The organism is Pseudomonas inefficax (assembly GCF_032164165.1).
Lineage (GTDB): Bacteria > Pseudomonadota > Gammaproteobacteria > Pseudomonadales > Pseudomonadaceae > Aquipseudomonas > Aquipseudomonas inefficax.
Genome location: NZ_CP134401.1, coordinates 5,512,179 through 5,525,091, shown reverse-complemented (window position 1 = coordinate 5,525,091; position 12,913 = coordinate 5,512,179). Strand labels below are relative to the sequence as shown.

Genomic DNA, 12,913 nt, shown 5'->3' with positions numbered 1-12,913 from the left:
CTCTTGTTATGGGTGCAGCGTGGGGTTGCCGGCCTGGTTGCGCACGCCCCGCTCGCCGACCAGTACCAGGCCGTTGCCGGTATCGGTGGCGAGCGCGGTCACCGGGCCACGGGCGCTTTGCGGCACCGGGCTGAAGCTGGCGCCATCATCCCGGCTCAGCAGCAGGTCGCCGGCCTGGCTGGCCAGCCACAGCTGGCCGTCACGGTCGACGCCGGCGGCGGTGAGGCTGGTGTTCACCCCAGTGCTGACCGGTTGCCACTGCCGGCCGCCATCGGTGCTGCGGTAGGCATGCCCACGCAGGCCGTAGACCAGCAGTCCGCCAGGCTTGCCGACAGCACCGAACAGTGTGCCGGCGTAGGGTGTCTCGACACGGCTGAAGCGCTCGCCGTCCTGCTTCAGCAGCAGGCCTTGCTCGCCGGTGATGTACAGCTCGTCACCCACCGCGGCCAGGCTGGTCAGGTGCAGGCCTTGCGGGTTATCGCTGTGGTCGAGCCAAGGTTGCCAGTGCTCGCCGCCATCAACGGTGCGCAACAGCAGGTTGAACACGCCGACCGCATAGCCATTGCGGGCATCGCCGAACCACACGTCGAGCAAGGCATTGTCGCTACCCGTGCCCGGCAGTTGTTCGGCCAGCGCCCGGCCATCCAGCTGCTTCTGCCAGTGCTCGCCGCCATCGCGGCTGTGCAGCACCACGCCATCGTGGCCAACCGCCCAGCCCAGCTCGGGCGTGGCGAAGCTCACGGCATTAAGGTCGGCGCTGACCGGCACCTGGGCCTGCTGCCAGTGCGCGCCGTGGTCGTCGGAGTACAGGATGTGCCCTCGCGGGCCCACCGCGACCAGGCGCTGCCCGGCCAGGGCTACATCGCGCAAGGCGCTGCTGGCGACCAGGGCGCTGGGCATGGCGGGCAGGTCCAGCACATCGGTGAAGGGCGCCGCCTGGGCCGCGCCCTGCAGCGCGGCCAAGGCCAGAACTACCACGCTGCATCGTTTGAAGACAGACATTGCCACCTCTGCTGCGTGCGTTCAGCGAATGCCGTTGCCGGCCAGCGACTCGGGCGACCATTGGGTTTTTGACAGCGGATCGATGTAGCGGATGCCGCCGTAGGCACCCACTACGCCATTGAGGTTGTAGGTGCCGCCGATCAGGTCGTAGATCATGAAAGGCGTGGCGTCGGGGGTCTGTTTGTCGTAGCTCTGGGTGAGGAAGGCGAACGAGCCGCGGTACAACTGGCCACGGGCGTCGTACTGGTCCGAAGCCAGGGCGATCCAGCTGTCTTCGTCGAGGTAGAAGCGGCGCTTGTGGTAGATATGGCGCGCACCGTCCTTGAGCTTGCCTTCCACCACCCAGACCCGGTGCTTCTCCCAGCGCACGAACTGCGGCGCCAGGTGGTTGGGGGTGATCACCTGCTTGACGTCGGTGTTGTAGGTCAGCTGATAGGTGTTGTACGGCACGTACATTTCCTGCTTGCCGACCAGGGTCCAGTCGTAGCGGTCCAGCGCACCGTTGAAGACGAACACGTCATCGTAGGTACCCGAACCCGAGGTGCCCGGGTTGGGCGTGTCGTAGGCCAGGTTCGGTGCCAGCTTGACCCGGCGCTGGCCCGGCAGGTACTGCCAGGCGCTGCGTGGCTGCACCAGCGGGTTGGCGGCATCGCGCAGCATCATCGCTTCGCCGGCACGGCGTGCGGGGCCGGTGTACACCAGTTTCATCTGGTAGTAGGTGTCCTTGGCACCGATCGGCTTGGCCATGTCCTCGTAGATCGGGTAGCTGATATTGGCCTGGCCGGTGGTCGACAGCGATGGCTTGCCAGCGGCGTCGACGTTCCACGAGTCGTACTTGGCAGTCATGCTCACGCCCTGGTAGCGCAGCAGGAAGTTCCACATGGCCTCGGCGCCGTTCTGCGGAATGGGGAACGGGATGCCCGGCAGCACGTTGTCCACCGCGGTGCCACCCTCCTGGCTGTTGGCCGCAGTGGCGTTCTTGCGGGTGTTGTCGAGTACCGCTTGCGGCAGCGCCACGCTACGGTGGGTCGGGTACACATCGACGCGGTAGCTGGGGTAGCGCTTGAGCAGTTCCAGGGTGGTGGCGGTCAGTTGGCTTTTGTACTGTTCGGCGTTCTTGCCATCGATGACCAGCAACGGCTTGTCGCTGGCGAACGGGTCGGGGCGCATGCTGGCGCCGCTCTGGTAGCTGGCTGGCGGCGTCAGCAGGCCGCCCTGGTAGGCCGGGATCGAGCCATCGGCATTGCCGGCCTTTTCCGCACCGATCGCGGTCAGGCTGGAGCCCAGGCGCGCGGCCTGGTCAGTGGAAACGGCGGCCTGGGCAGCGTTCAGGGCGGCCAGTGACAGGCACGAGGCCAGCAGGGTACGTACGAAATTCATGATGGTTGTCTTCCTGTGTAGGCTGTAGGAAACATGATTCAGAAGGTCGTCTTGACGGTCAGGTACAGGGCGCCACGGTCCTCGGTGGTGGCACCACCGCCGGAGAAGGAGGCGTAGCCGCCGCCGTAGCAGGTGTAATCCTGTTCGCCGTCCAGGGCGTTGGGGGTGCTGCCGTCGGTCTGGCCGTTCTTGCAGGCCTTGGTCTCACCGAAACTGTCGACGTACTTGAGGTCGACGAAGTACTGGTTGTAGATCGCGGCGCTCACGCCTACCGCATAGTTGCCGGTGTTCTCGGCGCCACCGCCCTGCACCGGCGACACGCCGTCGAGGCCGACGTTGACCGACAGCGGCATGCTCAGGTCCATGCCGGGCAGCACCTGGTACCAGGTAGGGGTGAAGTTGACGGCGATGCCCCAGTTGTCGCGGGTGGCCTTGTCGATGCCGCGGTAGCTGCTCTTGCCCTTGTACAAGGCCTCGTTGTGGCCATCGAGCTTGAGCAGGTTGCTGTAGAACAGCTCGCCAAGCAGGGTTGCCGAATCGAACAGCGGCGTATCGCCAATGGTCATCAGGCCGTTCAAGGTCCAGTGCAGGGTGTCGCCGGTGGCGCTCAGGCTGTCGCCATCCTTGGGCACGTCGTAGATCACGCCGCTGCTGGGCAGGCGTGTCGGCAGCAGGCCGAAGCCGCCGCCCAGGCCACCCTGGCCGGGTGCACTGACGATGGCCGGGATACTCGCCAGCGGCATGTTGTGGCGGATGTTCAGGTCGCTGCCGACACTGATCCCGCCCACATCCTTGGACAGGCTCAGGCCATAGATGTCGATGTCGTCGGAATAGGCGAACTGGTAGGTAGTGCTTTGCAGCGAGTTGTACAGGTTGCCGACTGCGCCTTGACGGCTGCCCGGCGGGTTGCCGAACGGGCCGTTGGCGACGGTCATGCCGCGCGCGTCGAGCCAGGCTTGCGGGAGGATCTCGGAAGTCTTGCGGTAGTAGAAGCCGAGGGTGCCACCCAGCCACTCGGGCGACCACTTGGCCATGATGCCCCAGTCGCCGCTCTTGCCCGGGTTCAGGTCATGACCACGGCGGATGGTGGTCAGCGCGCCGCGCACAGGGATCAGCCCTGGGGCGCCGGTGTGGCCGAGCAGGAAGCTTTGGGCGCCCTCGCCTACCACGTCCGAGCCACCATAGTAGGTTCCGGCTTCGGGCAGGCGGGCGGCGTCCCAGTCGAAGAAGTATTGGGCGCCCAGGGTCAGTTCCGAGTTGACCAGGAAGGAGGTCGACAGTTGGTTGCGCGGCACGAACAGTTCCTTGGCCTCGGTGCCCGGCGAGGCGGCCAGCTTGGCCAGGTCGAGGCCCGACTGGCCGTAGCTCAGCGAATGCACCGGGTTGAGCAGGGTTTCACCCCAGAACAGGTTGTGCTGGCCAAGTTTGGCGCTGACCTGCGAGGCCTCGCCGACTTCACGGCTGAAGAACACGAAGGCATCCAGCACTTCACCGGACGGGCCGCTGTAGTAGCGCTGGGCGTAGTTACTCAGGTGCGGGCTGCCCAGCGGCACACCGGTGCCAGGCAGGCCATTGAGGCTGGGGTTGATGCCGGATTGGTCGCCGTTGCCGTTGACGAACGGGTTGCTGTTGGAACCGGTGTTGTCATAGGCCTTGTCGTACCAGCTGGCGGTACTGACGCGGAACCCGGTGTTGCCTTGGTAGACCACATCCAGTTCGGACAGCAGGTCGACCCGGTTGGTGATGTTGGTGCCGGCCTTGCGGAAGTTGTAGTCACCGTCGTTGCTGTTGGGCGTGCCGAGCATGCGTTTGTCGGCACTTTCGGTGCGTACGCCGTAGTTGTACTTGACGGTGTTGTCGAAGCGCACGGCCCAGTTTTCATTACCGGTATCGACTTCGAACGCCTGAGCGGCGGGCAGCGTGAGCAGGCCGATGGCGCAGGCGAGCAGGCAGCGCTGTGGTTTCACAGCACGGTGAATGCGGTGTTCTGGCATTACGATGGCTCCACGTATTGTTATTGTTTTTTACGCCGCCCGTCTTTTGCGAGCGTGGCTGGGGCGTCCATGCGCTATTGCAGGTTGGGTTGGTCCAGTCGCTGGATGAAAGCCTCGGCCTGCGGCCAGGGGCCGAAACCGGAGGCCGGGTTGAGGTGGCCGACGGCCCCCAGTGCGGCCAGTTCGCTATCCCAGCCTTGGGCCAGGGTGCTGGCTGCGGCAAAGCTGGCCAGGTGATCGTTGCTGCTGGCCGCGACAATGCTGGGGAACGGCAGCGGCTCCTGGGGCAAGGGCGTCCAGCCGTGCTCGGCCAGGCTGGCCGGGCTTGGGTAGTGGGCCGGCCATTGCGCGTTCAGGTCGGGTGGCGCCGCCAGCAATGCGCCTTTGATCGGCCGCCGGTAGCGCGCCGCCCAATGGGCGACCATCAACACGCCAGCGCTGTGCGCCACCAGAATCACTTCACCCTCAATCTGGTCCAGCTCGCGCTGGATCGCCTCGACCCGAGCTATGCAGCAAAGGCCGTCGACCTGCAGCGGCGGTACGCTGCGCACCTTGGCCAGGCGGCCTGCGAGCAGGGTCTGCCAGTGCTCGGCGACATGGTCGCGCAGGCCTGGGATGATCAGCACGGTGGCAGCGGTTTGCAGTTTTTCCACGGTGAACCTCGTGTGCGGTGTAGCTCTTGAGGTTCACAGTAAACAGCCCTCCCACCGGGTGCTTCACATTGGGCGTCAGGGGCTTTTCATTTGATGACAATGGCCAATACAGGGCTTTGCTTTTCAATTCATGACACGCAGGCTATAACCAATCAGCCGCTCGCTTTTTGTAGGAGCCGTTAGCTTGGAAAACATGGATAACAATAAAAATGCCTGCCCTGGTCCGTGCCGCCAGCTTGACCAATTACCTCGAGGTGTCCCGCCACCTGGGCCTCAATCCCCACGCGCTGTTGGCACAGGTTGGCCTCAGCGCCGCGTTGCTCGATGACCCCAACCGGCGCATCCCGGTTGCCAGCGTCATCAGCTTGCTGGAGGCCTCCGCCAGCGCCACCCGTTGCGAAAGCTTCGGCCTGCGCATGGCCGAGTTGCGGCAACTGTCGGACTTCGGCGAAATCAGCCTGCTGCTCAGCCACCAACGTACCCTGCGTGATGCGCTGCAGGTGATCGTGCAGTACCGTCACCTGCTCAATGACGCCCTGGCCATTCATATCGAGGAAGCTGGCAAGACCGTGGTCATTCGCGAGGAGGTGATCAACGAGCGCGCGCCCTGCAGTCGTCAGGCCACCGAATTGGCCATCGGCGTGATGATGCGCCTGTGCGCGGCGCTGCTAGGTACGCACTGGCACCCGATCAGCGCCAACTTCACCCACGCGCCTCCCGCCGACCTGGCCACCCACCGGCGCATTTTCGGTTGCACGCTGGTGTTCGGCAGCGAGTTCAACGGTATCGTCTGCCCGGCCGCCGATCTCGACAGCGCCAGCCCGCAGGCCAACGAGGCGATGGCGCGCCTGGCGCAGCGTTATCTGGACAGCCTGCCGGCGGGCGGCACGCCGTCCCTGGAGCTGGAGTTGCGCAAGACCATCTACCTGCTGCTGCCCATGGGCCGCGCCACCATCGAGCAGGTGGCGCAAACCCAGGGCATGAACGTACGCACCCTGCAGCGGCGCCTGGAAGAAAGCGGGTTGACCTTCAAGGACCTGATCAACAGCGTGCGCCGCGACCTGGTGATGCGCTACCTGGAAAACCCCGGCTATTCGCTGGGGCGTATCGCCGACATGCTGGGTTATTCGATGCCCAGCTCGTTCACCCGCTGGTTCATCGCCCAGTTCGGCATGCCACCGGCCAGTTGGCGGGCACAGCGGGATGATCAAGGGCTTTAGCTTGATCCTGGCACGGCCCCTGTCGCGACACAAGGCCGCTCCTACAATCGACCGCGTCAAGCAGTCAGGCAAGGCCCCAGTGCATCAACGCCAGCACCAAAAGCACAAGAAACACGCTCTCCCCCACCATCAGCGCAATGGGTTTCACCCCGACCGAGGCCAGCGCCTTGAGTTGGGTTTTCATGCCCAGAGCACTGATCGCCACCACCAGGCAGCCACGCGACAGGTCGTTGATGCCGCCCTGCACCACGGCGGGTACCCAGCCTGTGCTATTGACGCACGCCAGCAGCAGGAAGCCGACCGCGAACCATGGCAGCAAAGGCGGCCTTTGCCCGCCGGCCTCAAGGCCCTGGCGCCGGGTGATCACGGCGGCGCAGACGATGACCGGCAACAGCATGGCCACCCGCATCAGCTTGACCACGGTGGCGATGTCACCGGTCTCGGTAGACATGCTGTAGCCCGCCCCCACCACCTGCGCCACGTCGTGGATGGTCGCACCGAGGAAGACCCCGGCCTGCGCTGGCGACAGGTGCAACCACTGCGCAATCATCGGGTAGAGGATCATCGCCAGGGTCGACAGCGCCGACACGCCGATCACGGTGAACAGCGTTGCATGCTCCTTGCGCGGGTGCTGGGGCAAGGCAGCCGCCAGCGCCAGCGCCGCCGAGGCACCGCAAATGGCCGTGGCACCGCCGGTAAGCATGCCGAATAGCCGTGAAAACCCTAGCGCCTTGGCCACCACCACCGAGACCAGGATCGTTACCACCACCAGGGCGATGACCAGGGCCACGGGCTTCCAGCCCAGGCTGGCGATCTGGTCCAGGGTGATGCGCATGCCAAGTAGCGCCACACCCAGGCGCAGTACCGTGCGGGCGGTGAACTCGATACCGGCCTTGCACGGGCCGTCGACCGCAAGAAAGTTCAGTGCCATCCCCAACAGCAAGGCAAACAGCATGACCGGCGCTGCGTAATGCTCACTGAGGAAACTGGCGGCCGCACCGACGACAAGGCTGACCACCACCCCCGGGGCGAGGGTGCGGATACGCTGATGGGTAGCGCCAAGTGCCAGTGTATTCATTGCCCCACTTCCTCACTGTCAAACACGATATAGACCTGCCCGCCCTGCTGCTCGACCGGGTAGCTGGCAACCTTCAAGGCTCTGGAATTGACCAGGTAGCCGCTGGCCAGGTCGAAGCGCAGGCCATGCGCGCAACACTGGATGACACGGCCTTCCAGCCGCCCGCCGCACAACGACGCGCCCTGGTGCGGGCAGCTGTCTTCGATGGCATAGAGCGAGTCGGCAACGTTGAACAGCGCCACGCTGCGCCCTTCGCAGGCCAACAGCACACGGCTGCCTCGTTCCGGCACTTGATGGGGGGCCAATGCAAACCGCCGGGTCATGCCCGTTCAACCTCTTGCAGTGCTTCGGTCATGGCCGCAAACAGCACCTCGGCAGGCTGCGCACCAGCGATGAGCGGCCCCTGATTGAAGCGAAAACGCGGCACGGCACTGCCTGCGCGCCCCGCCCCATCGAGGAACGGGCTGCCGTCGTCACGCAGGCAGTCGACTACCTGGGCGGCCTCCAGCCCGCAACGCTGGGCGATGTCGAGCAAGGTTAGGCTATCCCCCAAGTCGCGGCCTTGGTGGAAATAGGCGATGAACAGCTGTGCCAGCAAGGCCTCCAGTTGCGCTGCATCGAGCAGCCGGGTGGCCCGTTGCAGCAGCCGATGGGCACTGGCGGTGTTGGGCATGCGGCGGATACGCGAGAAATCGATGTCCTCGCCTACCACACGGGCAGCGGCGCGCACCTGGGCCTGGCGCTCGCGTACTGCCTCCTCGCTACCCAGGCGTTGCAGGTAAAAGGCATGGAACGGCACACCACTGGCTGGCAAGCCAGGCAACAACTGCACACCTCGCCATTGCAGTTGCACCTGCACCTGTGGCTGTTCGCGCTGCAACAGCAACAGGGCGGCCTGCAGGTGCCGCTGGCCAATCAGGCACCACGGGCAGACGAAATCGAAGAACACTTCAACGGACAACAGCTGTTTCACGGTTTCAACTCCCGGAGTGCGGCAGCATCGCCTGCCGGCGCATGCAGACGCTCCATGTCGCGGTGGTAATGTCGTTTGGCAAGGAAAAACACCGCCGCCGCGCCAATGCTCATCAGCGGCACCAGCTGGAAGGCGGCATGCAGGCCGATCAGGTCGGAAACGCGCCCGGTGATCAGCGGCCCGGTGGCCAGGCCCAACAGGTTGTTGGCCAAGGTCAGGGTGGCAAACGCGGTGCCATGCACCGCGGCGTGGGTAAGGTTGGCGACCATGGCACTGGACGGGCCGTTGGTGCCGGCAGCGATCATCATGCCCAGGCAGATCAGCACCAGTTGGGCGCTGCCGGCTGGCAGTGCGAACGCCAGGGACAGCAGTGCGCAACTGCCCAGGCAGTAGGCGATGGCCAGGCTGATCTTGCGGTCCGGGCGCTGCCGCCCGAGGCGGTCGCAGAGCATGGCGCAGAGGATCATGCCAATACCGCTGCACAGCACGATGACGGCGGCAATCGCCCCGGCGCGGTCGGTGCCCATGGCGTAATAGCGGTTCAGGTAGCTGGGCATCCACACGATCACGGTGCCGCCGACGAACAGCTGCAGCCCGCTACCGACGTAGGCCGCGATGACCGAACGGCTGCTGTACAGGGTGCGCAGCGGGCGGCCGGCCTTGCCTTGCGACTGCTGCGCGCATCGAGGCGCAATACGCGCCTCCTTGACGATCAGCGGGTACAGCATCGCCAGCACCAGGCCGAACAGCGCCATGCCGGCAAATGCCCAGCGCCAGCCCAGGTGCTGGGCCAGCACACCGCCCAGGGCCATGCCCAGTACCGAGCCGAACATGCCACCGGCCATGAACGCGCCGGCCAGGGTCGAGCGCATGTCGCGGGGGAACACGGCGACCACCACGGCGATGCCAACACTGCCGTAGGCAGCCTCGCCCACCCCCACCAGAAACCGCGCGATGAACATTTGCGGGTAGTTTTCTGCCAGGGCGCAGCCGAGGGTGGCCAGGCTCCACAGCACCGCCATCAGCACCAGGCTGCGCACCCGGCCGAAACGGTCGGCCAACAGCGACAGCGGGAAGGTCAGCAGGCCGACCATCAGCGCGACGATACCGCTGAGCAGGCCGAGCTGGCTGTCGCTCAATGCCCATTCGCCCTTGAGCAGCGGGAACACCGCGTTGAGCACCTGGCGCGACATGTAGTCGGAGATCAACAGGCCAAAGGTCAGGGCGAAGACCACCCAGGCATAGCGCCGGGGGACGCTGTGGGCGGTGTCGGTGCCGGAATCTTCGGCACTGGCGAGATAGGTGGCCATGTTGCCTCCTTGGTGTGGGGCGTGAGGTTGTTCTTGTTGTTATGGGTTACAGCCAATATTCATGTTGCTTTACGGGCCTCTTCGCGGGCGCGCCCGCTCCCACAGTGACCGCGTCGACCGTTGGGCCAGCGCCGCACCCGTGGGAGCGGGCATGCCCGCGAAGAGGCCGTACCTGCCGCGTCAGGTACGCTGCGGCACGCCCTTCACGCCCGGCTGGCGATTTGGCGCCATGCCGTTGGCCTTGAGTGTCTGCTCGATGCTGTCGTACTGCTGCCCGATGCGGTAGATCGCGCGTGCTTCCTTGCCGTTGGCAATTTCGCGGCCCAGCTCATGGGCCACACGCACGGTCTGCTGGATTTGCTGCACCGAGGTGAAGCGCTTGCCATGCTGGTCGATGATGGTGTCTTCGTTGCCGCAGCGTGGGTGCAGGCCCATGGCCAGGGCCATGGTGTTGAACGGCAGCACGTTCTTGAGCAACGATTCGGCGGTCAGGGTGCAACCGTCCGGCGCGCGGTGGATGAAGTTGAAGAAGTTGAACGGGTTGGGGCCGTCGAAACCGCCGCCGATGCCGATCCAGGTCAGGTTCAGCGGGCCCATGTAATCACCGCGGCGCACGATGCGTTCGAGCGTCTCCAGGGCGTGCATGCCGGTCAGCTGGAAATGCGGCTGGATGTTGCTGGCCTGCAGGCGGCGCAGGTGCTCGCGGACCCAGGCCGGGCCGGCCGGTACGGTCATTTCGCTATAGGCAGCATGAATCGCCGGGCTGGCCAGCGAGGTGCCTTCCAGGTACTCGGGGTACAGCAACTCCATGATGTTCATCTGCGTGGTGTTGATGGCCACGGTCACCTGGTCGGGGCGCGGCGTCAGCTCGGCGAGCATGTGCCGGGTGTCGTCCGACAGCCACTTGGCCGCCTCGCCTTCTCCTTCCGGGGCAAAGGAAATCGACCCGCCAACCTGGATGATCATGTCTGGCACCGCTTCGCGCACCCCGGCGATCAGCTCGTTGAACTTGGACAGGCGCTTGGAGCCCTTGCCGTCCAGTTCGCGCACGTGCAGGTGCAACACGGTAGCGCCGGCCTCATAGCAGTCGACAGCCTTCTGCACTTGCTCGTCCATGGTCAAGGGGATGTCTTCAGGGAAGTCTTCGGGCATCCACTCCGGGCCATAGGGGGCCACGGTGATCACCACCTTTTCCATGTTTTCCGGGTGCAACGAATCGTCGAAGAATTGCATGCTGTAGTCCTCGCTATTGTTATTGTGCGGTTGCCGCCAGCGACGGCGACGAACTCAGAACGTGGGGCTGCCCTTGATCCCGGCACGCTCCATCTTGCGGTGGCACGGTGGGTAGTCCATGACGGCGTAGTGCTGGGTGCTGCGGTTGTCCCAGATCGCCACGCTGTTGGGCTTCCAGCGCCAGCGCACCTGGTACTCCGGCAGGTAGGCCTGACTGATCAGGTAGCGCAGCAGGTCGCTGGCGCCGGGGTTGGCGTCCTGCCCGAAGCGCACCCGCTGCGGGGTGTGGTAATTGCTGAAATGAGTAGTGAAGGCGTTGACGAACAGCACCTGCTCGCCGGTTTCCGGGTGGGTGCGCACCACCGGGTGCTCGGCATCGGGGAACTGCGCCTTCAGCGCCAGGCGCTTTTCCAGCGGCATGGCGGCGCCAAAGCTGGCCTCGATGCTGTGACGGGCGCGCAGGCCTTCGATCTTGGCCTTCACATCGCCTGGCAGGTTTTCATAGGCCAGCACCATGTTCGCCCACATCGTGTCGCCGCCCACGGGCGGGCATTCGATGCAGCGCAGCACACAGCCCATCGGCGGTGCCTCGCGCCAGGTGGCGTCGGTGTGCCAGGCATTTTCATAGCGGTCGCTGGGCTGGTCCGGGCGCTTGTAGATCTGTACCAGGCCCGGATGCTCCGGGTCGCTGCCAGCCACCGGATGGTCCTCCAGGTCGCCGAAGCGGCGGGCGAACGCCACATGTTCAGCGCGGCTGAAGTGCTGGTCACGCAGGAACAGCACGCGGTGGCGGAGCAACTGCGCGCGAAGCTGGGCGAACAGGTCGTCGTCGTGGATCGCGTCGGCCAGGTTGACCCCACTTACCTCGGCACCGATCGCGCAGGTCAGTTGTTCGATGTGCATGCAGTTGCCCTCTTCAGATGACGAAGATCGACGAGCCGGTGGTCTTGCGCGCTTCCAGGTCACGGTGGGCCTGGACGGCATCCTGCAGTGCATAGTGCTGGTTGATCTCGATACGGATGCGCCCGCTGCCGACATGATCGAACAGCTCGCCGGCCAGGTCGGCCTTCTCCGCCGGGTCGGCGATGAAGTCGGCCAGTGCCGGGCGGGTGAGCTGCAGCGAACCCTTGATCGCCAGCAGCTGCGGGTCGAACGGCGGGATAGTGCCCGACGCCGTGCCGACGCAAACCATCAGGCCGCGACGCTTGAGCGAATCGAGCGAGCCCATGAAGGTGCTCTTGCCAACACTGTCGAACACTACATTCACCCCTACCCCGTCGGTCAGCTCACGCACACGTGTGGCAACGTCCTCGACGCTGTAGTTGATGACGTGGTTGCAGCCATGGGCGCGAGCTACCTCGGCCTTGGCCTCGGTGGACACCGTGCCGATCACGCTCAGCCCCATCAGCTGCGCCCACTGCGCGACGATCAGGCCAACGCCGCCAGCGGCAGCATGCAGCAGCACGCTGTCGCCGGGTTTGAACGCATGGAGCCGACGCAGCAGATAGGCGCTGGTCAGCCCACGCATGGTCATGGCAGCGGCGGTTTCGAAGGCGATGGTATCCGGCAGCTTGATCAGCGCGGCCGCGGGGATCAGGCGCTCGGTGCAGTAAGCGCCCAAGGTGTTGAGGAAACCGGTGTAGGTGACCCGGTCACCGACCGCCACCTGGGTCACGCCCTCGCCCAGCGCTTCGACCACGCCGGCCGCTTCCACGCCAATGCCATTGGGCAGCGGGATCGGGTAGGTGCCGTTGCGGAAATAGGTATCGGCGTAGTTCAGGCCTACCGCCACCTGGCGCAAGCGCACCTGCCCCGGGCCGGGCTCGCCGACCTCGGCGTCCTCGTAGCGCAGCACCTCGGGGCCACCGGTCTGATGGAAACGTACGACTTTGGACATGCTTGTCTCTCCAATCATCGATCTGGACGCATGGCGTCAGTTCTGGGTGATTGGACTGTATGCCCTTGGTGTGCGGGGTGCTTCGCATCGGACGACAGCGGGTTTTCATTTGATGACAGGGCGGGCATCGACCTGCCAATCACGAAACCTGGGTTTTATTCATGAGCCTCCTT

The 12,913-nt window shown here is 65.1% G+C and carries 12 protein-coding genes; 1 reads left to right on the top strand and 11 read right to left on the bottom strand.

The window, feature by feature from the left end:
- Positions 1–6 precede the first annotated feature (6 nt).
- From RIN61_RS24845 to RIN61_RS24830, 4 genes are all read right to left on the bottom strand, one after another.
- Positions 7–1,002, bottom strand: a complete 996-nt coding sequence (locus RIN61_RS24845; RefSeq protein ID WP_112253951.1) for a WD40/YVTN/BNR-like repeat-containing protein — start codon at positions 1,000–1,002, stop codon at positions 7–9.
- A gap of 21 nt (positions 1,003–1,023) precedes the next feature.
- Positions 1,024–2,382, bottom strand: coding sequence for a DUF1329 domain-containing protein (locus RIN61_RS24840; RefSeq protein ID WP_207878089.1), 1,359 nt, complete (start codon positions 2,380–2,382; stop codon positions 1,024–1,026).
- A 38-nt stretch (positions 2,383–2,420) separates the two neighbouring features.
- Positions 2,421–4,376, bottom strand: coding sequence for a DUF1302 domain-containing protein (locus RIN61_RS24835; protein ID WP_112253949.1), 1,956 nt, complete (start codon positions 4,374–4,376; stop codon positions 2,421–2,423).
- Between the two features lie 74 nt (positions 4,377–4,450).
- Positions 4,451–5,029 (bottom strand): RBBP9/YdeN family alpha/beta hydrolase, encoded by a 579-nt coding sequence (locus RIN61_RS24830; protein WP_313854766.1) that lies wholly within the window; start codon positions 5,027–5,029, stop codon positions 4,451–4,453.
- 209 nt (positions 5,030–5,238) lie between these two features.
- Between RIN61_RS24830 and RIN61_RS24825 the strand changes: the two genes are divergently transcribed.
- Positions 5,239–6,249, top strand: a complete 1,011-nt coding sequence (locus RIN61_RS24825; RefSeq protein WP_207878091.1) for an AraC family transcriptional regulator — start codon at positions 5,239–5,241, stop codon at positions 6,247–6,249.
- Between the two features lie 64 nt (positions 6,250–6,313).
- On the opposite strand, the gene RIN61_RS24820 is transcribed toward RIN61_RS24825, so the two are convergent.
- The 7 genes from RIN61_RS24820 to RIN61_RS24790 all read right to left on the bottom strand — a co-directional run bounded on the left by RIN61_RS24820 (position 6,314) and on the right by RIN61_RS24790 (position 12,740).
- Positions 6,314–7,327, bottom strand: a complete 1,014-nt coding sequence (locus RIN61_RS24820) for a YeiH family protein (protein ID WP_112253946.1) — start codon at positions 7,325–7,327, stop codon at positions 6,314–6,316.
- Entirely contained in the window at positions 7,324–7,650 is a 327-nt protein-coding gene (locus tag RIN61_RS24815) for a Rieske (2Fe-2S) protein (protein ID WP_112253945.1), read from the bottom strand. The genes RIN61_RS24820 and RIN61_RS24815 overlap by 4 nt, the downstream gene beginning before the upstream one ends.
- A complete protein-coding gene (locus RIN61_RS24810) occupies positions 7,647–8,300 on the bottom strand; it encodes a DsbA family protein (RefSeq protein ID WP_112253944.1) in 654 nt (217 codons plus the stop codon). Before RIN61_RS24810 ends, RIN61_RS24815 begins: the two co-directional genes overlap by 4 nt.
- Positions 8,297–9,610, bottom strand: a complete 1,314-nt coding sequence (locus RIN61_RS24805; RefSeq protein WP_313854760.1) for an MFS transporter — start codon at positions 9,608–9,610, stop codon at positions 8,297–8,299. Before RIN61_RS24805 ends, RIN61_RS24810 begins: the two co-directional genes overlap by 4 nt.
- Positions 9,611–9,790: 180 nt before the next feature.
- Positions 9,791–10,843 carry a beta-keto acid cleavage family enzyme gene (locus RIN61_RS24800; RefSeq protein WP_112253942.1) on the bottom strand — a complete coding sequence of 351 codons (1,053 nt, stop codon included), beginning with the start codon at positions 10,841–10,843 and terminating at the stop codon, positions 9,791–9,793.
- Between the two features lie 54 nt (positions 10,844–10,897).
- On the bottom strand, positions 10,898–11,746 hold the full coding sequence (locus tag RIN61_RS24795) for a TauD/TfdA dioxygenase family protein (RefSeq protein WP_112253941.1): 849 nt from the start codon (positions 11,744–11,746) through the stop codon (positions 10,898–10,900).
- A 13-nt stretch (positions 11,747–11,759) separates the two neighbouring features.
- Positions 11,760–12,740 carry a quinone oxidoreductase family protein gene (locus RIN61_RS24790; RefSeq protein ID WP_207878095.1) on the bottom strand — a complete coding sequence of 327 codons (981 nt, stop codon included), beginning with the start codon at positions 12,738–12,740 and terminating at the stop codon, positions 11,760–11,762.
- Positions 12,741–12,913 lie beyond the last annotated feature (173 nt).

Coding starts and splice junctions, on each gene's coding strand:
- RIN61_RS24845 (WP_112253951.1), bottom strand. CDS start 1,002: ATGTCTGTCTTCAAACGATGCAGCGTGGTAGTTCTGGCCTTGGCCGCG.
- RIN61_RS24840 (WP_207878089.1), bottom strand. CDS start 2,382: ATGAATTTCGTACGTACCCTGCTGGCCTCGTGCCTGTCACTGGCCGCC.
- RIN61_RS24835 (WP_112253949.1), bottom strand. CDS start 4,376: ATGCCAGAACACCGCATTCACCGTGCTGTGAAACCACAGCGCTGCCTG.
- RIN61_RS24825 (WP_207878091.1), top strand. CDS start 5,239: ATGCCTGCCCTGGTCCGTGCCGCCAGCTTGACCAATTACCTCGAGGTG.
- RIN61_RS24820 (WP_112253946.1), bottom strand. CDS start 7,327: ATGAATACACTGGCACTTGGCGCTACCCATCAGCGTATCCGCACCCTC.
- RIN61_RS24815 (WP_112253945.1), bottom strand. CDS start 7,650: ATGACCCGGCGGTTTGCATTGGCCCCCCATCAAGTGCCGGAACGAGGC.
- RIN61_RS24805 (WP_313854760.1), bottom strand. CDS start 9,610: ATGGCCACCTATCTCGCCAGTGCCGAAGATTCCGGCACCGACACCGCC.
- RIN61_RS24800 (WP_112253942.1), bottom strand. CDS start 10,843: ATGCAATTCTTCGACGATTCGTTGCACCCGGAAAACATGGAAAAGGTG.
- RIN61_RS24795 (WP_112253941.1), bottom strand. CDS start 11,746: ATGCACATCGAACAACTGACCTGCGCGATCGGTGCCGAGGTAAGTGGG.
- RIN61_RS24790 (WP_207878095.1), bottom strand. CDS start 12,740: ATGTCCAAAGTCGTACGTTTCCATCAGACCGGTGGCCCCGAGGTGCTG.